Consider the following 20077-nt stretch of genomic DNA (forward strand, 5'->3'; position numbering starts at 1 on the left):
GACCGGCCGATAGCCTGAGGTCCAGGTCGTCCCGCCGCCCCTTCGACGAGGAGCCCCGATGCTCAAGACCGAGACCTCGGACCAGTGGTGGAGATCCGCTGTCGTGTACTGCCTGGACATCGAGAAGTACTTCGACGGCAACGACGACGGCGTCGGCGACATCGACGGCCTCGCCCAGCGCCTCGACTACCTGGCCGAACTGGGCGTGACCTGCCTGTGGCTGATGCCGCTGAATCCCACCACAGGCCGTGACGACGGCTACGACATCACCGACTACTACGGCGTGGATCCCCGCCTGGGCGACCACGGCGACCTGGTGGAGCTCATCCGCACCGCGAAGGACCGTGGCATGCGCGTGATCATGGACCTGGTCGTCAACCACACCTCGCACAAGCACCCCTGGTTCACCGCCGCCCGTTCCTCCCCCAGCAGCCCCTTCCGGGACTACTACGTATGGCGCGACGAGCCGCCGCAGGACACCTCCGGCGAGGTGGTCTTCCCTGATGCCGAAGAGTCGCTCTGGAGCTATGACGAGAAGGCCGGGCAGTACTACCTGCACAACTTCTACTCCGAGCAGCCCGACCTCGACATCACCAATCCGGCGGTGCAGAAGGAGGTCGCCAAGATCATCGGCTTCTGGCTGCAGCTGGGACTGGACGGCTTCCGGGTGGACGCGGTGCCGTACTTCATCGAGAGCCGCGGCGTGTCGCGGAGCGGCAGCGAGCTCCACGACCCGCACGAGTACCTGCGCCAGCTCAGCGGCTTCATCGGGCGCCGTCGCGGGGACGCGATCCTGCTGGGCGAGGTGAACCTGCCCTACGAGGAGCAGCTGGCCTTCTTCGGGGGAGCTGACGGCGACGAGCTGACCATGATGTTCGACTTCGAGCTGATGCAGCGGATGTACCTGTCACTGGCCCGTCAGGACGCGAGCGAGCTGGCGGCGACGCTGCGCCGCCGCCCGGTCCTGGAGCGCACCCGCCAGTTCGCGAACTTCCTTCGCAACCACGACGAGCTCACGCTCGACAAGCTCAGCGATCAGGAGCGCCACGAGGTCTTCGACGCCTTCGGGCCCGACGAGGAGATGCAGCTGTTCGGCCGCGGACTGCGTCGGCGACTGCCTCCGATGCTCGACGGCGATCCGCGACGGCTCAAACTGGTCTACTCGCTTCTGTTCGCCCTGCCCGGCACCCCCGTGCTGTTCTACGGCGAGGAGATCGGCATGGGCGAGAACCTCGACATCCCGGGCCGGCTGGCCGTGCGCTCCCCGATGCAGTGGACGGCCGGGAAGAACGGCGGCTTCTCCACCGTGGCGCCCTCGAAGCTGGTCGCACCCCTGACCGAGGGACCGTACGGACCCCAGCACGTCAACGCCGAGCACCAGCGCTCCGACCCCGATTCCCTGCTCTCGTTCGTCGGCCTCCTCGCGCGCCGCTACCGGGAATGCCCGGAGGTGGGGATGGGCGAGGCCGAGGTCCTGGACCGCGACATCCCCTCGGTGCTGATCCACCGGTGCACCTGGAACCCGTTCGGCGGCGGGACCGCCAGCTCGGTGCTGGTGCACAACCTCGCCCCGGAGGCCACCACGGTGAACGTGCAGCTGGCCGGCGTCGACGACGGCACCGAAGTGCTCGACCTGTTCAGCGGGAATCGGCTGGCCATCACCGGCGACGGGCGGCTCTCCCTGGATGTCGGGGCCTATGGGCACCACTGGCTGCGACTGCTGCTGCCCGGTGATCGCCGGCTGCACTGATGTGCAGCTCGACCGTCCCTCTCGTCGATCGCGCCGCAGCATCGCTCTGCCGTCCGCCGGTCAGACCCCGACCGCCCGGCGGAGAGCGAGAACCATCATGAGCACCCGTCCCGAGCCCTTGGCCGACCGTCTTCGAGCACTGCTCGGGACCCAGCCCTCGCTCCGTGAACAGCAGATGTTCGGGGTTCGAGCCTTCATGGTGAACGAGAAGCTGCTGGTCGGAGCAGGTGGTGACGGCTCCTTGCTGATCCGCGCGGACCCCGAGCGGCACCGTGAGCTGCTCGCCCGCACGGGGGCCGCGCAGGCGGAGATGGGCGCCGGCCGGTCCATGGGCCCGGGCTGGCTCCGCGTCGCCCCGGACTCGATCGCCACGGAGGGCGAGCTGTCCTCGTGGGTCGACGTCGCCCTGGAGCACAACGCAAGCCTCCAGGAGTGACGGCTCCTCCAGCCCGCCCCGTCGCCGCTGTTGAACGACCCCGTGCGGCACACTGACCCCATGGACGATCCCGATCAGGCGGCGAGGCCCGGTACGGTGCACTCCCGCGCCGGCAGCCTGGACGCCCGCCGCCGCGACGTGCTCGCGAAGCTCGCGGACATCGACCGCGAGCTCGACGCGCTGCGGCGCACCCGCGAGGGACTCAGCGACGACGACGAGCACGATCCCGACGGCGTGCCCATGTCCGCGCAGTGGTCCCGGCTCGAAGGGCTGCGTCAGAGCCGGCTCGAGGCGCTCGCCGGGATCGACGAGGCGCGGGCTCGGCTCGCGGGCGGCGAGGACGGCCGCTGCAGCGTCTGCGGTCGGCCCATCGCTCCGGCGCGGCTCGCGGCCCGGCCGGAGGCGACGACCTGCATCGACCACGCACCCTGAGCGCGGCCGAGCCCGCGGCGCCGGCCGGACCCGCTCAGAACGGGTCCGGGGTCAGCGTGTACTTCGACTGCAGGTACTCGTGGATGCCCTCGGCGCCGCCCTCACGGCCCAGGCCCGACATCTTCCAGCCCCCGAACGGGGCGGCGGCGTTGGAGACGACGCCGATGTTCAGGCCCATCATCCCCGTCTGCAGGCGCTCGATCATGCGCTGGCCGCGGTCGATGCTCTCGGTGAACACGTAGGAGACCAGCCCGTACTCGGTGTCGTTGGCCAGGCGCACGGCCTCGTCCTCGGTGTCGAAGGAGGTGATCGCGAGCACCGGCCCGAAGATCTCCTCGCGCAGGATCCGGCTCCCCTCCCCCACCTCGGACAGGACCGTCGGCTGGTAGAACGTCCCCGGTCCCTCGATCTCCTGACCGCCGATCTGCAGGATCGCGCCGCGCGTCAGCGCGTCCTGCACCAGCGTGTGGGCCTTCTCGACGGCGTCCTCGTCGATCAGGGGGCCGATCGTCACCCCGTCCTCGGTGCCGCGACCCACCTGCATCTCGCGCACCCGCTCGGTGACGCGGCGGGTGAACTCCTCGGCGACCGCGCGGTGGACGATGAAGCGGTTCGCGGCGGTGCAGGCCTCCCCGGAGTTGCGGAACTTGGCGGCGAGCGCGCCGTCGACGGCCTTGTCCAGGTCGGCGTCCTCGAACACCAGGAAGGGGGCGTTGCCGCCGAGCTCCATGGAGGTGCGCAGGACGCGCTGGGCGGCCTGTTCGAGGAGCTTCTGCCCCACTGCGGTGGATCCGGTGAAGGAGAGCTTCCGCAGGCGGGGATCGGCCAGCAGCGGTTCGGAGACGTCGCGGGCCGACGCCGAGGTGACCACGTTGACCACGCCGCGCGGCACCCCGACCTCCTCGAGGAGCTGCACGAAGGCCAGCGTGGTCAGCGGCGTCAGCGAGGCGGGCTTGACGACCATGGTGCAGCCAGCCGCCAGGGCCGGGGCGATCTTGCGGGTCGCCATCGCCAGCGGGAAGTTCCACGGGGTGATCAGCAGGCAGGGCCCGACCGCGTGCTGGGAGACGATCATCCTCCCGGTGCCCTCGGGGTTCGCGCCGTAGCGGCCCTGGATCCGCGGGGCCTCCTCGGAGAACCAGCGCAGGAACTCGCCCCCGTAGGTGACCTCGCCGCGGGACTCGGCCAGCGGCTTGCCCATCTCCAGGGTCATCAGCAGCGCGAAGTCCTCGGCCCGCTCCGTCAGCAGGTCGAAGGCGCGGCGCAGCAGCTCCCCGCGCTCGCGGGCGGGGGTGGCCGACCAGGCGGGGAAGGCGGCGTCGGCCGCGCCGAGGGCGGCGACCGCGTCCTCACGGGTGGCCGAGGCGATGGTGCGCAGCACCTGCCCGGTGGCGGGGTCGCGCACGTCGATGGTCTCGCCCGCCCCGCCGGGGCGCCAGCGGCCGTCGATGAACAGCTCCCCGGGGACGGTGGCGAGCAGATCCTTCTCGCGGGTCTCGGTCATGGTGCTCCTCCAGGTGGGGTCGGCCCCCGCGTCCGTGCGGAGGCCGGAGCGGCGACGTCAGGACGACGCTGATCCTGGAACCAGCCTACGACCGGCGGGACCGATGGCGACGGCGCCGGGCGATCGCAGCGGCATGGACAAAGGCGGGCCGCGGTGCCAGCATCAGCGCCCATGGACCCTGATGTCTCGACCCTCACCCTCGCCGTCCTGCAGCAGGCCAGCACGCCCGGGGACGTGAGCGCGAACCTCCGGGCCCTGGACGCCGCGGCCGGCGCGGCCGCGGAGCGTGGCGCAGCGCTGCTCATCACGCCGGAGATGTTCCTCAGCGGCTACGCCATCGGGGACGACATCCCCCGCATCGCCGCCGCGAATCCCCTCGAGCAGGTCCGCGAGATCGCTCGACGGCACCGCATCGCCCTGATCGCAGGAGGCCCGGAGCAGGTGACCGGTCCCGACGGGACGGCCGTCCACAACGCCGCCTGGTTCCTCGACGAGGACGGTCGGGTACTCGCGCGCCACCACAAGATCCAGCTGTTCGGCGACCTGGACCGGCGCTACTTCACCCCGGGCCGCCGCGCCCGCACGTTGGTGCGCCATCGCGGCTTCACGATCGCGCTGCTGATCTGCTTCGACGTCGAGTACCCGGAGGCGGCCCGCGCGGCGGCCCTGTCCGGCGCCGACCTGATCGCCGTCCCCACGGCGCAGATGGAGCCGTTCTCCTTCGTCAACGACCACGTGGTCCGGGTGCGGGCGTGGGAGAACTCCGTGTACGTCGCGTACGTCAACCAGATCGGCCGGGACGGCGAGTTCGAGTACGTGGGGCGCAGCGTCGTCGCCGATCCCTTCGGTCGGCATCTGGCCGAGGCGGGCCGGGACGACCGAGCGCTGCTGTTCGCGCAGCTGGACAAGGGCGTGATCGAGCGGGCGCGCGCGCAGAACCCGTACCTCGCCGAGGTGCGCTCCGAGCTCTACCGCCAGTAGGCTCCCGGCCGTCCGCCGCCGCGGTGCACGCAGACCCGCCCCGGCGCCGGCCGGCACCCCCCCCGGTCTCTCCTCTCGTCCGCGGCATCCATCGACAGGGACTCTCCGATGACCACACCCTCGCGGGAACGCCGCACGCTGAGCGGGGATCTCGGCACCGGCAGCATCGCCTTCATGGTGATCGCGGCCGCGGCGCCGCTGACCGTGATCGGCGGCAACGCGCCGCTGGCGATCGGTCAGGGCAACGGCGCGGGCGCACCGATGGGCTTCCTGCTCGCCTCCCTGGTCCTGCTGCTGTTCTCCGTCGGCTTCGTGGCGATGACCCCGCACGTGACGGAGGCCGGTGCCTTCTTCAGCTACGTCTCCCGCGGCCTCGGCAGCCGCCCCGGCATGGGCACGGCCTTCGTCGCACTGGTGACGTACACGGCAATCCAGGCCGGCATCTACGGGTACCTGGGCTGGGCGGTCAGGGACCTGGTGCGCACCTACGGCGGGCCCGAGCTGCCCTGGATCCTCTACGCCTTGGCGGCGCTGGGGATCGTGGCCCTGCTCGGCTACCGGCACATCGAGCTGTCCTCCAGGGTGCTCGGCACCGCCCTCGTCCTCGAGCTGCTGGTCATGCTCGTGGTCGACGTCGCGGTCATCGCCGACGGCGGCCCCGAGGGCCGCTCGCTGACATCCTTCGACCCGCAGGTCTTCCTCACCGGGGGGCTCGGCGTCGCAGTGCTCTTCGCGATGACCGGCTTCATCGGCTTCGAGTCCACCGCGATCTACCGCGACGAGGCCCGCCATCCCGAGCGGACGATCCCGCGCGCCACCTACCTCGCCGTCGCGATCATCGGCGCCTTCTACACGCTGTCGGTGTGGGTGCTGGTCCTGGGCGCCGGGCCCAGCAGCGTCACCGACGTCGCGCGCGACACGCTGTTCGGGAGCGGCAACATGCTGCTGGACACCGCCGGCGCCCATGCCGGCGCGCTCACCCGGAACCTCATGCAGGTCCTGCTGATCACCAGCCTCTTCGCCTGCGTGCTGAGCTTCCACAACATCATCGCGCGCTACCAGTTCGCGCTGGCACGGATCGGCTCGCTGCCGGCGGTCCTGGCCACGGTCCATCCCCGGCACGGGAGCCCCGCGACCTCCTCCCTGCTCCAGTCCGCGACCGCGGCCGTGATCGCCGTGGCCTGCCTGGCGATCGGCCTGGACCCGCTGGTGGAGGTGTTCGGCTACCTGGCCGGCGTCGCCACGATCGGCATGGTCATGATGCTGCTGCTGACCACCCTCGGCGTCCTGGTGTTCTTCCGTCGGCACCCCGAACGCGCCGCGCGGCGCTGGACCACGCTGATCGTCCCGATCCTCGCGGTGCTCGCACTGTGCGTGGCGGCATGGCTGGTGCTGACGAACTTCACCCTGGTCACCAGCGGCAGCGCAGCCGTCAGCACGGGGCTGGCGCTGATCGCGCCGGTCGCGTTCGTGCTCGGGATGGTCGTGGGTCGGAGGGACCACGGGGGCCAGGGCGCCGACACATCCGCCGGGCCTGCGGGATCGGACTCGGAGGACGCAGGCTAGGCGCCCGCCTCCGGGTGCCGGGGCCCGGTCAGCGCAGCGCCGACCGCTCCGCCTGCTCCGGCCGGTTCCCCTGCACGTTCTTCATGAGGTAGCTGCTGAGCACGAGACCGCCGAGGAGCGCGATCGCGATGAGCACCCAGTGGCCGATCGCGGGGTCGATCACCTCGAGCACGTAGATGAGGACCACCGCGGCCGCGAGGAGGACGCCCTCGATCACGGCGAACGTGACGAAGAAGCGCTGCAGCTTCTGCTGCCGGTCACGTCGGGCCGCATCCTCGGGAGACACGGCGGAGCTGTTGCCTGGAGTGCTGGTCATGGGCACATGCTAGCCATTCCGCTGCGGTCCCCCCGCGCCCGTCCCGGGCTCCCGCTCGTGCGCGGGGAGGCGTCGCTCGTCGGCCGCCGGGGCGGCGTCCTCCAGCGGGGCGTCCAGCACCACGCCCCGGCGGATGGAGATCCCCACGCTCACGGCGATCGCCGCCAGGGCCAGCAGGGCGATCAGGTAGCGCAGCGGGTTCTCGTCGCCGCTGAGCGCGGACATCCCCACCACGGCCGGCGCGATGAGCACCGCGACCAGGTTCATCACCTTGATCAGGGGGTTGATCGCGGGGCCCGCGGTGTCCTTGAAGGGATCCCCGACCGTGTCACCGGTGACGACCGCCGCGTGCGCCGGGGAGCCCTTGCCGCCGTGGTGACCGTCCTCGACCATCTTCTTGGCGTTGTCCCAGGCTCCGCCGGAGTTCGCGAGCATCACCGCCATCAGCACCCCGGTGGCGATGGCGCCGGCGAGGTAGCCGGCCAGTGCTGGTGCACCCAGTCCGAAGCCCACCGCGATCGGGGCGGCCACCGCGAGCAGGCCGGGCGTGGCCAGCTCCCGCAGCGAGTCGCGGGTGACGATGTCGACCACCCGTCCGTACTCCGGCTTCTGGGTGCCGTCCATGATCCCGGGGAAGTCCCGGAACTGCCGGCGCACCTCGTGGACCACGGCCCCCGCAGCCCGTCCCACCGCGTTGATCGCGAGCCCGGAGAACAGGAACACCACCGCGGCGCCCACGATGACCCCGACCAGGGTCTGCGGGGCGAAGATGACGGACTGGTCGAGGAAGGCCTGGTAGCGGTCCCCGAGCACGCCGCGGATGGCGTCGGTGTAGGAGCCGAACAGGGCGGTCGCGGCGAGCACCGCGGTGGCGATCGCGATGCCCTTGGTGATCGCCTTGGTGGTGTTGCCGACGGCGTCGAGCTCGGTGAGCACCTGCGCGCCGGCGCCGTCGACGTCCCCGGACATCTCGGCGATGCCCTGGGCGTTGTCGGCCACCGGTCCGAAGGTGTCCATCGCGACGATGACGCCGACGGTGGTCAGCAGTCCGCAGCCGGCCAGCGCCACCGCGAACAGGCCCACCACGCCGGCGCCGCCCAGCAGGAACGCCCCGAGCACCGCGGAGGCGATGACCAGGGCGGTGAAGACGGCCGATTCCATGCCCAGCGCGAACCCGGCCAGCACCACGGTGGCCGCGCCGGTGCGCGAGGTCGCCGCGACCTGCTGCACCGGACGGTCCTCGGTGCCGGTGTAGTAGCCGGTGAGGTTCATGATCAGCACCCCCAGCACGATGCCGATCACGACAGAGACGGCCGCGATGATCCGCGGGTCCTCGACGGTGGCGCTGACGTCGCCGACGCCGAGCTCGGCGAAGCTGCCGGGCAGGTAGACGAACGCCGCGAGCGCGCACAGCACGGCCGAGCTCGCCGCCGAGAGCATGAAGGCGCGCCGGATGGTGCGCAGCGCGTTCTCCCCGTCCCGCGGCCGGATGACGTAGATGCCGATCAGGGCGGTGATCACCCCGATGGCGGGGACGATGAGCGGGAACACCATCCCGGCCTCGCCGAAGGCGGCCTTGCCCAGGATCAGGGCGGCGACCAGGGTCACGGCGTAGGACTCGAAGAGGTCCGCGGCCATGCCCGCGCAGTCGCCGACGTTGTCGCCGACGTTGTCGGCGATGGTGGCCGCGTTGCGGGGGTCGTCCTCGGGGATGTTCTGCTCGACCTTGCCCACCAGGTCCGCGCCGACGTCGGCCGCCTTGGTGAAGATGCCGCCGCCGACGCGCATGAACATCGCGACCATCGCCGCCCCGAAGCCGAATCCCTCGAGCACCAGCGGGGCGTCCCCGCGGAAGGCGAGCAGCACCACGCCGGCGCCGAGCAGGCCGAAGCCGATGGTCGCCATCCCCACGCAGGCCCCGGTGCGCACCGCGATCATCATCGCCGGGTCGCGGCCGCTGGTGCGGGCGGCGGCTGCCACCCGCACGTTCGCACGCACCGCGAGCCACATGCCGAGGTAGCCGATCAGCGCGGAGAGCGCGGCGCCGATCAGGAACGCCACGGAGCGCGCCGCGCGCAGCAGCCATTCCGGCGCCGACGGGTCCCCGTGGGTGGGCAGCAGGAGCAGCAGCAGCACGGTGAGGGCGGCGAAGACGCCGAGGGTGCGGAACTGCCGGCGCAGATACGCCACGGCCCCCTCCTGCACCGCCCCGGCGATCTCGTTCATGGCCGCGGTGCCGGTCGGGGCGCGCAGCACCTCGGCCCGGAACCGCAGCGCCATCGCCACAGCCACCAGCGCGATCACCACGATCACGGCGACCGTGGTGAGGCTGGAGAGGGACAGCTGTATCGGCACGGGTTCCATCAGATCCTCCGCACGTCATCGTGGGTCACGAATCCTGCGCGGCGCGGAGCTCCTCGGTGAGCATCCGTGCCGGTGGTGACGGAACGATAGCCGGTGGCGGACGGTGACGGAACCCCCGGGGCGGCGCCGTCGGCGCTCCCCGGGTCCGTGCGCGGTGTCCGGGAAGGGCGCGACGGCGGTGTTCGCGAGACTTCTCGGCAGATCCGCACCCTCCCCCGACGCGCGGCCACGGACGGCACGCTGGGGCGAGGCGCAAGATCCCTCGCAGCTCGCTCGAAGGGACGTCTTGCCATGCGACAGCATCGACACACCGTGGGACCGGATGACCCCGGGACACCGCTTCATCTGCTGACCGTCGTCGCCCCCCGCCGCGGTGAAGGCTGCAGTCCCACCGGACTCATCGGACGCCGTCTGGCCCGGCAGCTCCTCGCCGCCGGGGAGCGGGTCCGGGTGCTGGCAGAACCCGAGCAGGGCCGAGGCTGGCCGAGCTCGGTCGAGGTCTGCTGCGGTTCGGTCACCGCACCGGGGCAGCACACCGAGGTCTTCACCGGGGCGCGGACCCTCTTCCTGGCCGGCGCCGTGCCGGGCACCGTGCCGACGGTGCTGCAGCTGGCGGAGCGCGCAGGAGTCCTTCGCGTCGTGCTGCTGTCCTCCCATGGACCGGAGTACGAGGAGGCGTATCCGCCCGAGACGTGGTTCTGGACCGCGATCGAGAGAGCCGTGCAGGCCTCGAGCATCCCCGCCACCATCATCCGGCCGTCCGCAGTCATGGGCTCGATGCTCGAAGGCACATATCCCGCGACCGGCTCGGGGTGGCCGGCGATGATCAGGAGCGATGACACGATCCGCGAGCCCTTCGCGGACACCGGTCACTATCCCTTCATCCACGAAGAGGATCTCGCCTCGGTCGCCGCGGCCGCGCTCCGTGCGGACACCTTCACGGGGACGGTGCTCGAGGCGGTGGGACCACCGGTGAGCACCCGCTCCAGGGTCGACGGCATCGCCGCGGCGATCGGCCGTCGCCTCACGCTGGTCGATGTGAGCGTCGACGAGGCACGCGCGCTCTGGCGCGACCAGGGCTGGCCCGAGGGTGCCATCGACGTGACGCTGTACGCACTGGAGGAGTACGGTGCCCGCACAGCCGAGCTGACCCGCTGGACCTCCGCCCAGCGGCCGACGGTCGCCGAGATCATCGGTCGCCGTCCCCGCACCTACGACGACTGGGCGCAGGAGCATGCGCATCTGCTCTGCTGAGGCTCGGAGGCCCGCGAAGCACGTGAGGAGCCCACCATGGCCACAGTGTTCGTCCACGCGACCATCACCCTCGACGGGTACCTGGCGGACCCGGACGGCGGGGTCGACTGGATGTTCGGCAGGCCCTCCTCCCCCGAGGACGACACCGTGGTGGAACGGGTCGTGGGCCGGATCGGAGCCGTCGTCGGCGGCGCGAACCGCACGCGGACGATCGAGGACGGCGAGCTCCCTACGGCGGCCTGCTGAAGGTGCCGGTGTACCTCATGACCCACAGTCCTCACGACCCCATCGAGCGCGACGGCACCACCTACACCTTCGTCGTCGACGACATCTCCGAGGCGGTCGCCCGGGCCGCCCGGGCCGCCGGGGACGGGTGGGTCAGCCGGCTCGGTGGGAGCATCTCGCGCCAGTGCCTCCGGCTCGGACTCGTCGACGAGCTCCACCTCGACGTCGCACCGGTGCTGCTCGGTGAGGGCATCTCGCTGTTCGCGGGACTGGGGCAACGCATCGAGCTCGAACGCCTCGAGACCTCCGCGTATGCGAGCGAGACCCACCTCCGCTACCAGGTCCTGCGGTAAGGCAGCCCACCAGCACTTCCGGAACCGTCTCGGGCTCCGCGAGGTGCGCTGGCGCAGCGCCCTCCCCCCGGTGGCTAGGCTGACGGGATGGCGACAGTCCTTCTCGTGCGGCACGGCCGCACCACAGCCAATGCCACAGGACTGCTGGCCGGGAGGACCGCCGGCGTCGACCTCGACGACGTCGGGCGTGGTCAGGCGGCTCTCACCGGGGACCGGCTCGCGGCCGTTCCCCTCGTCGCGGTGGTCTCGAGCCCCCTCGAGCGCTGCCGGCAGACCGCCCAGCACCTCCTGGATCGTCAGGCGGCCACGCCCTCCGCGCTGGTCGAACCCGATCTCACCGAATGCGACTACGGCCAGTGGCAGGGTCGCATGCTCTCCGAGCTCGCGACCGAGGAGCTGTGGCCCCGGGTGCAGTCCCAGCCCTCCGCCGTCGTCTTTCCCGGCGGTGAGTCCCTGGCCGCGATGCAGGCGCGGTCGGTGGCAGCGATCCGCCGCCACGATGCCGCCGTCGAGGCCGAGCACGGGCCCGCGGCCGTGTGGGCTGCGGTCAGCCATGGCGACCTCATCAAGTCGATCCTCGCCGACGCCCTCGGCATGCACCTGGACCTGTTCCAGCGCATCACCGTGGGCCCTTCCTCCGTCTCGATCGTGAGCTACGGCCCCAGCCGGCCGAGCGTCCACGCGGTCAACACCGACGCGGGCGACCTCTCGTGGCTGTCGCAGGGCGGCCGGTCCGGTGATGCGCCGGTCGGTGGCGGCGCGGGGCACCCGGCGCCGCCGACCAGCGGCGCCTAGAATGGCGACATGCCCTCACGTGTTCACGAGTTCAACTGGCCTGATCGTGCCGTCGTCGGCACCGTCGGCCTTCCGGGCGAGCGCACGTTCTACCTCCAGGTGCGCTCGGGGGCGCAGGTGGTAAGCGTCGCCCTCGAGAAGCAGCAGTCGGCTCTGCTCGCGGAGAAGATCGACGAGATCCTCGACCAGCTCCTCACCGTCGAGGGCAACCCCTTCAGCGTTCCCACGAGCACGCCCCCCGAACTGGTCGACAACGACCAGCTCGACGCCGTCCAGGAGGAGTTCCGCACCGGCACCATGAGCCTGGGCTGGGACCCCACCACGGCCCAGGTCATCATCGAGGCCTACCCCCTGACGGACCTCGACGCCGACGACAGCGATGACCTGTTCCACGAGGACAGTGCTGACGAGACCGAGAAGCTGCTGCTGCGCATGCCCGTGGGCACTGCGCGCGCCTTCGCCAAGCGCACCCGCGAGGTCGTGGCCGCCGGGCGCCCGATGTGCCCGCTCTGCGGCCACCCGATCGATCCCGACGGGCACATCTGCACCCCTCCCGAGGACTGATGTCGGCCACGGACCTGGTCACGGCCGAGCTGACGATCACCGGTCGCATCACCACGGCGTCCAACGCCACCTTCCTGGGCGCCATCGGCGACGTGGTCGTCGTCTACAAGCCGAGAGCCGGCGAGAGTCCGCTGTGGGACTTCCCCAGCGGCACCCTGGCGCAGCGGGAGGTGGCCGCGTACCTCGTCTCGCAGACCCTCGGCTGGGGCGTGGTGCCGCAGACCTGGCTGCGCGACGGTCCCCTGGGCGAGGGCATGGTGCAGCTCTGGCAGGAGCCGGACCCCGACCACAGCGCCGTCGACGTGGTCGCGTCGGACGACGTGCCGGAGGCGGGCTGGAAGCACGTGCTCGAGGGAGAGGATGAACGCGGACGGCTGGTCACCCTCGTCCACGAGGACTCGCCGGCGCTGCGGCGCATGGCCGTCTTCGATGCGCTCGTCAACAACGCTGACCGCAAGGGCGGTCACATCCTGGCCATGACCGACGGCCACCGGTACGGCGTCGACCACGGGCTCACCTTCCACCCCGAGCACAAGCTGCGCACGATCCTGTGGGGATGGGTAGGCGAGGCTCTGAGCGCCGAGGAGCTCGACGGCATCGATCGTGTCAGCGAAGGACTCGACGGTGAGCTGGGTAGGGACTTGGCCGAGCTGCTCGGCGCCGAGGAGATCGGTGCGCTTGCTGCTCGCTGCGCGAGGTTGCGCTCGGTCGGGCGGTTCCCGGCTCCTGCCGGGGAGATGTCGCCGGTTCCCTGGCCGCTGTTCTGAAGAGGCCTCTCCCTGCGAAGCCCGGTCCAGGAGGGTTCACACGCGACCTACCGACGTGGACGATAGGGACATGTTGAGCCGGTCCCTGCTCCCGATGCGCGCGGATCCCCGAGACCCGGAGGGCCGTGCGGGAGAAACCGCGGTCCCCTCCATAGCCGACGCGGCCTCGGCTCCGGTGACCGTGCGGGCGCTCCACACCCTTCCGGGCATTCCGGGTGTGAGCCCAGACCCTTTCGAAGGCCTCCGGGATCGTGGCTGAGCTGTCACCACGGCTCCGCGAGGTCGTCGACGCGCTGCCGCTGCGCACGGGGCTGAGGGTGCTGGAGATCGGCGGTGCCCCGGGAGCCGCGGCCCGGGCCGTCGCCGCTCGGATCGGGCCGACGGACATGTCCTCGTGCTGGATCGGTCCCTCTCCGGGATCGAGCGGACGAGGGTTGCCTGTCGTGCCGAGATCGAGGCAGGCCTCTTGTCGACGCTGCGTGCGCCGGTCGAGAACTTCGCGCTGCCCGCGGAGACGCCCCGGTTCGATCTCGCCTTCGCCTGCCGGGTCGGCGCGCTGGATGGTCGACACCCGCAGCTCTACACGTCGGCGCTGCGAAACCTGACCGCCGCCGTGGTGCCCGGCGGCATCCTGTACATCGACACCGGTCGCCCTCTCACCCCAATACCCCTCCACTGAGGCGCGACCGACGCCTCGTCGCACGCGGCCGAGCCCGCAGGCATCTCACCACGACCGGGGCTGGTGCTCTCCCTGCCGCCGGACGAGTGCAACGCCTGAGCTCCTGGCTGGCTAGCGAAGGAGATGATGCGCTGCTCGGCGAGATCCGCAGATCAAGATCCTGGGCATGCATCGACCACCGCCATCCCGGGATCAGAGGTGATCACTCCACGACATCTGCCCGTCTCGGCAGTGGTCCTCGTCAGGAACATCAGACGTTGAAGCGGAACTCCACCGAGTTCCGGCACATACCAACCTTTTGGGGGCCCGTCGCCGTCAGCCCGAGTCTTTTAGCTGCGGAGCGCCGCGGCGGCCCTGATCGCAGTGAGGAAGGGACTGTCCTCCTGCCTTGTCTCGGGGTCGAGTTCCTCGAACGGCCGGAGCGACTCGTGATTCGGGTCGACGCCGACCATCCAGGCCGACCATGCGTCGTGGACGTCGGCAGCCTGGGTGTCAGCACCCTTGGCGCGCAGTAGCACTGCGTACACCCGGAAGAGCTCCTCGGAACCTCCCGGCGCTTCGGCCCCCGCCGGGAGGCACTGCCGAATCAGGTCGGCATCCCGCTCGAGGTAGGTCATCACAGGACCAGCCTGTCGACAAGGAGCGCGATGTACAACAGGGCGAAGGCGATTGGCACGATCCGCTCAACGCCTCCGAGTTGCTTGAACCCGGCCTTGACCTTGGCCGCGCGGCCGGCCGGTGCGTCCACCCCGCCGAGGTAGACCCACTCGTCCTTGAACACCTTCACGGGCAAGTGCTCATCCTCGATCCGGTTGATGACGACGAACTTAGCCTCACTGAGGCGGCGGTAGTTCTGCAGCAGGAACCACCAGCACGCGGCCACGACGACGCCGGCGAGGCAAACCGCGACCGACGGCAGCGCCGAGCCACAGGCCTGGGCACGCAGCCCGACGACCGCAACCAGGGTGGTGTTGACCGTGAGGAAGAAGGCGTTGGCGACGGCGCGACGCGCCGACATCCGATCGGCCATCTCAACGGCGAGCTTATACGCCTCCATCACCCGAGGGTCGGGCGCTTCCTCGCTCACCGCGCGCCGCCGACGAGCGCCTTGAGGTTGTCCCACGTCCAGTCGTAGAGCTTGTCGCCGGGCTTCGCCGTGGCCGGCCTCGTGGAGTCCTGACTGTAACCGGCGAGCAGGAAGTACGGGACGTCCTCTTCCTGGGCGATGGCCAGTTCGATCGCCACGCCGGTCGCTGTGCTCATGCGCGTGCCGCACAGCACGATCACGAGGCCGCTGGCCCTGATCTGGCGACGAGCCCTGGCCTTCCAGTCACTCGAAGGCTCCTTGAGGGACCAGTCGTGGATCACGAAAGGTGAGTCGGAGTGCTTCGACTGCCCGATGAGCAGGTCCTTGAGCCTGGCGTCGTTGTCGTAATCGAAGCTGATGAATGCGCGCTGCGCCATGGAACCCCCCGGTGTCGTTCGTCCGGGTGTTCCCGGCCACGATCATCTTCTCAGCGAGCACCGACAGTTCGGAGTAAGTCACAGCAACACGGCACACATGGCGGCACTCACTGTCGTTATCGACTCGCCGTCATCGCCGGTCAGAACCCCGTCGCAACGGGACCTCAGCCGTGATGCCGAGAACACTCAGACGCAGCGTGATCTCCGTGCCTCCTCGGTTGTTCGAAGCACTGGCGCGCACATCGGTGTCTATGAGCGGCGCATCAACGTTGACTTCGACCGGCCCAGTTGTCACCGCGCTGAACGACCATGACGAACCTCGCTTAAGGAGCGCTGGCTTCACACGGACGATAGCCTCGTCGGCACCGGCACCTATGCCGGGCGATATGGTCTGAACACCGCCGTTGACGGCGGTGAGTCCGTAGAAGGTCTGGTCGAACTTGACGATGATGGATCTCCCATTGTCAAACATGCCCGAGGCGAGATCGCGCGGGCCTGAGTTCCGAAGCATCACCGTCACTAGGTGCGGCGCGCTCACGGGGATGTCCCTATACGTCACCTCCAGAAGACCAGGCCGCACGCCCTCCGGTAGGAGCGGAATCGCATCGATTTCAATGTCCAGGCGCGCACGACGATTGCCCCAATGTCTGGTCGTCAAGATGGTCGCAGGGATGGCAAGGATCGCTACGACGAGTGCAGCGAGACCCAACCAAGTACCTGCGTCCAACTCAAATCTCCTCAGCGCCGTCCTGCCAGAGGTTAAAGCGCAAATCTAGATTCCACCACGTTCCGTAGCCGAATAACTTCTGCGGTCGCTGCGTCGACTGATCAGCTCAGGAAGCTCGCGATGCCCTGCGACCCTGGTGCGTGACGCCAGCCCTACCTATCAATGGAGTCCGCGCCGGAAGCGTTCGGCACCCTCCTCATTGCGCCGCGCCTCACTCTCGTACGAGCCAGCGACTTGCCTAAACAGACTAGCCACTCGAGGTGCTTCGTCCGCGAGAGCTTCGGCCTTGGCTCGATAGTCCTCAGCAAGTTTGAGCTCTTGCTCGCCACCGTCCTCTAGGCCGCGACTGGAGATACCTCGACTATTAACGATCTGGAGGTAAAGGCCAGTTTCAACGTGATCGAGTTGCACTTCTTCGAGGAGGTCTCGCACGACGAAGCCGGGCCAGGTGCCGTCAGCGTCTGGTGGGGTGTGGCCGAGAACCTGTCCAATATGCTGTAGGCCCACCTCGGTCCGGCCACCTTCCGTGAGAAGCTCCACTGCGCAATCAATCCAGGCTCGAAGCACCTCGGCATTCATGACGCCATCGACTAGCCCCGGCGGTGAGTTCCAGGCGTTGAGCAGGCGGAACGCATTGTTTGCCATGGAAGCGTCGCGCTGCTCTTCGTCAGCTTGGCCCTCGGCGACTTCTTCGTCTTCACTGCTCGGCCGGGCACGGTAGACGGCGCACACGACCCCGACGAATTCCGCCGGGTCAGCAGCCAAACTTTCGGATAGCGCTGGGACTTTCGCGTCGTATCCGAGCGCTGGAAGGTACGACCACTGCAGCCGGACAAGGTCGCCAGGCTCAAGATGCTCGCGCATGGCTTCGAGATAGGCAAAAAGTTGCTGGAAGTCATAGGTCGATAGGTCGCGGGTAGCGGCAGATTGAGCTTGATGTGCCAGGAGTCCGTCCAGCGCCCGCACAATGAGCTTCGCTGCTTGCGGGCGTGGCCCCTCCTTGTCGATGCGAGAGTAAATGCTCATGAGATGCAAGACGTCGGCGTGGCGGCCAGCTTGGACCAATCGATCGGCAACCTCGTCGATCTTGTCGAAGTCTTGCCCCAAGCCGAGCGGTTGGAACGCCGCCCAGTACGCGGTCTCAAGCTCCGGGTCTGCAGCAGCCAAAGCCCACGCCTCCGGTAGGTTGTCGCGCGCGACAAGCAGGAGTCGAGCGCGCTGATCAACCGTAAGATCATCCCGTTCGAGTAAGCCTGTAATGAGCCCGAATCCTTCGACGGAATATCGAGCTGAGAAGTACGACATCGCGGTGCCGACTAGATCTTGGTCCTCAGACACCAACCAATCAAGAAGTTCTTCGTCGTGCGGCGAGCCGACGTTCGCCAGAGCGATGCCAACGGACCCGGGCACCGACGCATCGCGCGCCAGTCTTGCGATGGCGTCGAATCCACCCTCGGCTTCGATCTCCCTAATGGCTTCGATGCGTTGCCGTCCGAGCTCGCGCTCAAAACCTTCATAGTCATCTAGTCTGCTAGCGCCGACATACGGAGTCCACGACTGGAAGAGTCCGACCAGCCGGAGGTACACGGAGTTTGGCCGGTAGCGCGCGGCCAGCGCGTCGAGCTTGACCAGCTCCTCGTCGGGGAGCGCCCATGCCGCGTCCGAAAACTCGCGATGATGGCCGATAAAGTTCACGAGGGTTTGCCACGTCGCATTCCGGAAGTCAGTCGCAAGCTCCGGCTGGTCGGCCATCGAATCAAGGGCCGTCACCACGCGCTCTCGATCTACTGGTGGCAACTCTGAAGTGTGAGCAAGTATCGTTGACCATCGCTGTACGTCCTCGCCTGCATCCTCAATACAGCGCTCGACCGCGGCGGTCGTCATCTTCCAGATCTCGCCGTATGTCACCGAAATCTGGTCCGGCCTCCAGGTTCGGAACACTGGTGCGCTGATCGGAAAGTGTGTCCCGTGACTCTCTGGAAGCATGCTGCTCTCCAACTTCCAGGCGGCGTCGGGATGCCTGTGCCGCAACGTGTCGAGGACTGTGATTCGCCGGTCCGGATCGACGGAGTTATCGGGATGCCACGGGCGGAACATTGCAGCCAGAGAGGCTGCGGGACGGTTTGCCATTCGGCCACCTGGATCGATCTCATCCAGACGGGCCAGGAGATAGACGGCACGACTAAAGTGATCAGGGGACCAGGATACGCACTCAAGGGCCCACAACAGATTGCCATGGGGAGTGCTGCCCGAAAAGAACCCGGAATCGTCCGCGTGATCCTGGAAAATGGTGGCTAACAAAGGATCATCGCCCGCTGTTGCTGCGCCGACCGCATCAAGGAAGGCGTCTGGCCCGGCCTCAGCGAGCAACGGCAATATGTCAGCGAGCGATTGCCACTTTTGCCCAGTGCCGTCTGCCGACGCCCATTCGAGTAGCTTCCTGACCAAATAGTTCGCGAAGTCTGAACCTGACGCTCCGCCCGATAAGGCCACAGTTCCGCCGTAAATCCCCAATAGTGCCAGTGACTGAGCGAGGCCACGGCGGAGGTCACCGGAATAGCGGCGAGACTTGCCGTCGATCTGTGCTCTCCACCGTTGGTCTCGCGGTAGCTCGAGGGCCGGATCGCCCTCTGCGAGGACCATCTCGACGATGGCCTCGAATCGCTTCATGTCGTCGTGGGTCAGCTTCGACACCAACAGCATCCACGCATCCACAGCCGAGACAAGATGCCAGGCTCCGTCAGTACGGATCGCCAGAGGATCGGTGGGACTGTCGGCAATCCCTGTAACCTCCTCTCTAAACGACTCGTAGTCGGTTCCCGTGAGCGCCTCGAGAATCGAACGATCCCCTTCCACGCTGTCACCCCAGGAACCAGCCAACAGGATTGATCGGAAGCTTCGGGAGGGACTCGCATCGGCCCAGGTCGGTCGATGCAGGACTGCCTTTAGGGCCAGGTTTCGCCGAAGTCCGGTCAAGCTTCGACGTGCGAGTCTGCCTAGCGCGTCGGCCTTGTCCCTTTCCATTCCCCCGGCGCTCTTCAGTGCGGTTGCTACCTCGGCGGCATCTAATGCCGGAAGCGTTACGTCAGAGCCTTCAGTGGATATGACCGGCACACAGATATTATGCACAGTGCCGGCGGGTATCTCCCTCGATAGCTCGGGCGTGCACGGGACCAGGGTCAACGGTCGGGACGAGGCGATCAACTGCCTCCATGTGGACACATCGTCAACGAAAGCGAGCCGTGCGAGCATCTGCCCCTTGCCCTGTTCATCGAGGTTGACGGCAATCGCATCGATGAAGGCGCATACCTCTTCCATCGATGCGCCAGCAACCGTCGTGACAGAACCGGACGAAGCGAGCCGCTCTTCGAGGTCCTTTGCGACGTCAGCTCGACCGGCGAGTACAATTTCCGGAGTTAAGGCCGGATTTGTTTGAGTTGCCCAGTCGCGCCACCATGTCTGGCCGGTGCGAAGGCCGTATGGCGACAGCCCTAGCTCCTCCGAGAGCCATGCCCATGTGATTGGAGCTGCCTCAAGCCAGGTCTCGATGTCGTCTAGCCCTAGTGCCTTGACGTCTCTCCAGACCTTGTCGCTTCGCTTGCCAGTAGCCCATCTGGCCCGTGCCGTCCAAGGACGCAGGATCGCTTCTACGTAAGTGCAATCAGAGGTTGGTGTACCGTCTGGAGTGTCTGTTCGCTTGGAGTAGTCGTCGTTGGCCTTGGTGTTAGGGCTTGAATTGACCGACAGTTCCCATACAGACAAACCATCCGCAACCCAAGCCGTCGCTTCGGTTGTCCGGACAGAACCGTCCCAGTCACCAGCCGCCACGCCGTCACCCGCGGGCATACCAAGTTCGACCAGGCCCGGTGTGGTCTCAAGGATGAGGCGGCGCACCAGACG

At 68.5% G+C, this 20077-nt stretch carries 20 protein-coding genes; 12 read left to right on the forward strand and 8 right to left on the reverse strand.

The window, feature by feature from the left end; translation table 11 throughout:
* Positions 1-58 precede the first annotated feature (58 nt).
* The 3 genes from ACOJUI_RS12405 (at position 59) to ACOJUI_RS12415 (ending at position 2618) form a co-directional block, all read left to right on the forward strand.
* Positions 59-1750 carry an alpha-amylase family protein gene (locus ACOJUI_RS12405; protein ID WP_422115259.1) on the forward strand — a complete coding sequence of 564 codons (1692 nt, stop codon included), beginning with the start codon at positions 59-61 and terminating at the stop codon, positions 1748-1750.
* Positions 1751-1847: 97 nt separating this feature from the next.
* Positions 1848-2186 carry a TfoX/Sxy family protein gene (locus tag ACOJUI_RS12410; protein ID WP_422115260.1) on the forward strand — a complete coding sequence of 113 codons (339 nt, stop codon included), beginning with the start codon at positions 1848-1850 and terminating at the stop codon, positions 2184-2186.
* Between the two features lie 60 nt (positions 2187-2246).
* The gene (locus ACOJUI_RS12415) at positions 2247-2618 is read left to right on the forward strand and encodes a TraR/DksA family transcriptional regulator (RefSeq protein WP_422115261.1); all 372 of its coding nucleotides are present in this window, start codon (positions 2247-2249) and stop codon (positions 2616-2618) included.
* 34 nt (positions 2619-2652) lie between these two features.
* On the opposite strand, the gene ACOJUI_RS12420 is transcribed toward ACOJUI_RS12415, so the two are convergent.
* Positions 2653-4122 (reverse strand): NAD-dependent succinate-semialdehyde dehydrogenase, encoded by a 1470-nt coding sequence (locus tag ACOJUI_RS12420; protein WP_422115262.1) that lies wholly within the window; start codon positions 4120-4122, stop codon positions 2653-2655.
* Positions 4123-4293: 171 nt separating this feature from the next.
* On the opposite strand from ACOJUI_RS12420, the gene ACOJUI_RS12425 reads away from it, so the two are divergent.
* Together ACOJUI_RS12425 and ACOJUI_RS12430 are read left to right on the forward strand one after the other, a co-directional pair.
* Complete coding sequence (locus ACOJUI_RS12425; protein WP_422115263.1) at positions 4294-5103, forward strand: carbon-nitrogen hydrolase family protein; 810 nt, start codon at positions 4294-4296, stop codon at positions 5101-5103.
* 108 nt (positions 5104-5211) lie between these two features.
* A complete protein-coding gene (locus ACOJUI_RS12430) occupies positions 5212-6669 on the forward strand; it encodes an APC family permease (RefSeq protein ID WP_422115264.1) in 1458 nt (485 codons plus the stop codon).
* Positions 6670-6697: 28 nt separating this feature from the next.
* Here ACOJUI_RS12430 and ACOJUI_RS12435 read toward each other — a convergent pair whose 3' ends face one another.
* Positions 6698-6985 carry a hypothetical protein gene (locus tag ACOJUI_RS12435; RefSeq protein WP_422115265.1) on the reverse strand — a complete coding sequence of 96 codons (288 nt, stop codon included), beginning with the start codon at positions 6983-6985 and terminating at the stop codon, positions 6698-6700.
* Positions 6986-6994: 9 nt separating this feature from the next.
* Positions 6995-9349 (reverse strand): sodium-translocating pyrophosphatase, encoded by a 2355-nt coding sequence (locus ACOJUI_RS12440; protein WP_422115266.1) that lies wholly within the window; start codon positions 9347-9349, stop codon positions 6995-6997.
* A 450-nt stretch (positions 9350-9799) separates the two neighbouring features.
* Between ACOJUI_RS12440 and ACOJUI_RS12445 the strand changes: the two genes are divergently transcribed.
* From ACOJUI_RS12445 to ACOJUI_RS12475, 7 genes are all read left to right on the forward strand, one after another.
* Entirely contained in the window at positions 9800-10603 is an 804-nt protein-coding gene (locus ACOJUI_RS12445; protein WP_422115267.1) for a hypothetical protein, read from the forward strand.
* Between the two features lie 36 nt (positions 10604-10639).
* A complete protein-coding gene (locus tag ACOJUI_RS12450) occupies positions 10640-10849 on the forward strand; it encodes a hypothetical protein (protein WP_422115268.1) in 210 nt (69 codons plus the stop codon).
* 17 nt (positions 10850-10866) lie between these two features.
* Complete coding sequence (locus ACOJUI_RS12455) at positions 10867-11181, forward strand: dihydrofolate reductase family protein (protein ID WP_422115269.1); 315 nt, start codon at positions 10867-10869, stop codon at positions 11179-11181.
* 87 nt (positions 11182-11268) lie between these two features.
* Positions 11269-11976, forward strand: a complete 708-nt coding sequence (locus ACOJUI_RS12460; protein WP_422115270.1) for a histidine phosphatase family protein — start codon at positions 11269-11271, stop codon at positions 11974-11976.
* A 9-nt stretch (positions 11977-11985) separates the two neighbouring features.
* Entirely contained in the window at positions 11986-12540 is a 555-nt protein-coding gene (locus ACOJUI_RS12465) for a DUF3090 domain-containing protein (protein ID WP_422115271.1), read from the forward strand.
* Complete coding sequence (locus tag ACOJUI_RS12470) at positions 12540-13307, forward strand: SCO1664 family protein (RefSeq protein ID WP_422115272.1); 768 nt, start codon at positions 12540-12542, stop codon at positions 13305-13307. Before ACOJUI_RS12465 ends, ACOJUI_RS12470 begins: the two co-directional genes overlap by 1 nt.
* A gap of 394 nt (positions 13308-13701) precedes the next feature.
* Positions 13702-13986, forward strand: a complete 285-nt coding sequence (locus ACOJUI_RS12475) for a hypothetical protein (RefSeq protein WP_422115273.1) — start codon at positions 13702-13704, stop codon at positions 13984-13986.
* A 329-nt stretch (positions 13987-14315) separates the two neighbouring features.
* Here the strand turns inward: ACOJUI_RS12475 and ACOJUI_RS12480 are convergent, their stop codons facing one another.
* The 5 genes from ACOJUI_RS12480 to ACOJUI_RS12500 form a co-directional block, all read right to left on the reverse strand.
* Entirely contained in the window at positions 14316-14603 is a 288-nt protein-coding gene (locus ACOJUI_RS12480) for a DUF7701 domain-containing protein (RefSeq protein WP_422115274.1), read from the reverse strand.
* Positions 14603-15043: a RipA family octameric membrane protein gene (locus ACOJUI_RS12485; RefSeq protein ID WP_422115275.1), complete on the reverse strand. Its 441-nt coding sequence runs from the start codon at positions 15041-15043 to the stop codon at positions 14603-14605. Before ACOJUI_RS12485 ends, ACOJUI_RS12480 begins: the two co-directional genes overlap by 1 nt.
* 26 nt (positions 15044-15069) lie before the next feature.
* Positions 15070-15450, reverse strand: coding sequence for a TIR domain-containing protein (locus ACOJUI_RS12490; RefSeq protein WP_422115276.1), 381 nt, complete (start codon positions 15448-15450; stop codon positions 15070-15072).
* Positions 15451-15580: 130 nt separating this feature from the next.
* Entirely contained in the window at positions 15581-16177 is a 597-nt protein-coding gene (locus ACOJUI_RS12495) for a hypothetical protein (RefSeq protein ID WP_422115277.1), read from the reverse strand.
* A 159-nt stretch (positions 16178-16336) separates the two neighbouring features.
* Positions 16337-20071 carry a hypothetical protein gene (locus ACOJUI_RS12500; protein WP_422115278.1) on the reverse strand — a complete coding sequence of 1245 codons (3735 nt, stop codon included), beginning with the start codon at positions 20069-20071 and terminating at the stop codon, positions 16337-16339.
* Positions 20072-20077 lie beyond the last annotated feature (6 nt).

Origin of the sequence: Brachybacterium sp. UNK5269 (assembly GCF_049266655.1) — a bacterium.
Lineage (GTDB): Bacteria > Actinomycetota > Actinomycetes > Actinomycetales > Dermabacteraceae > Brachybacterium.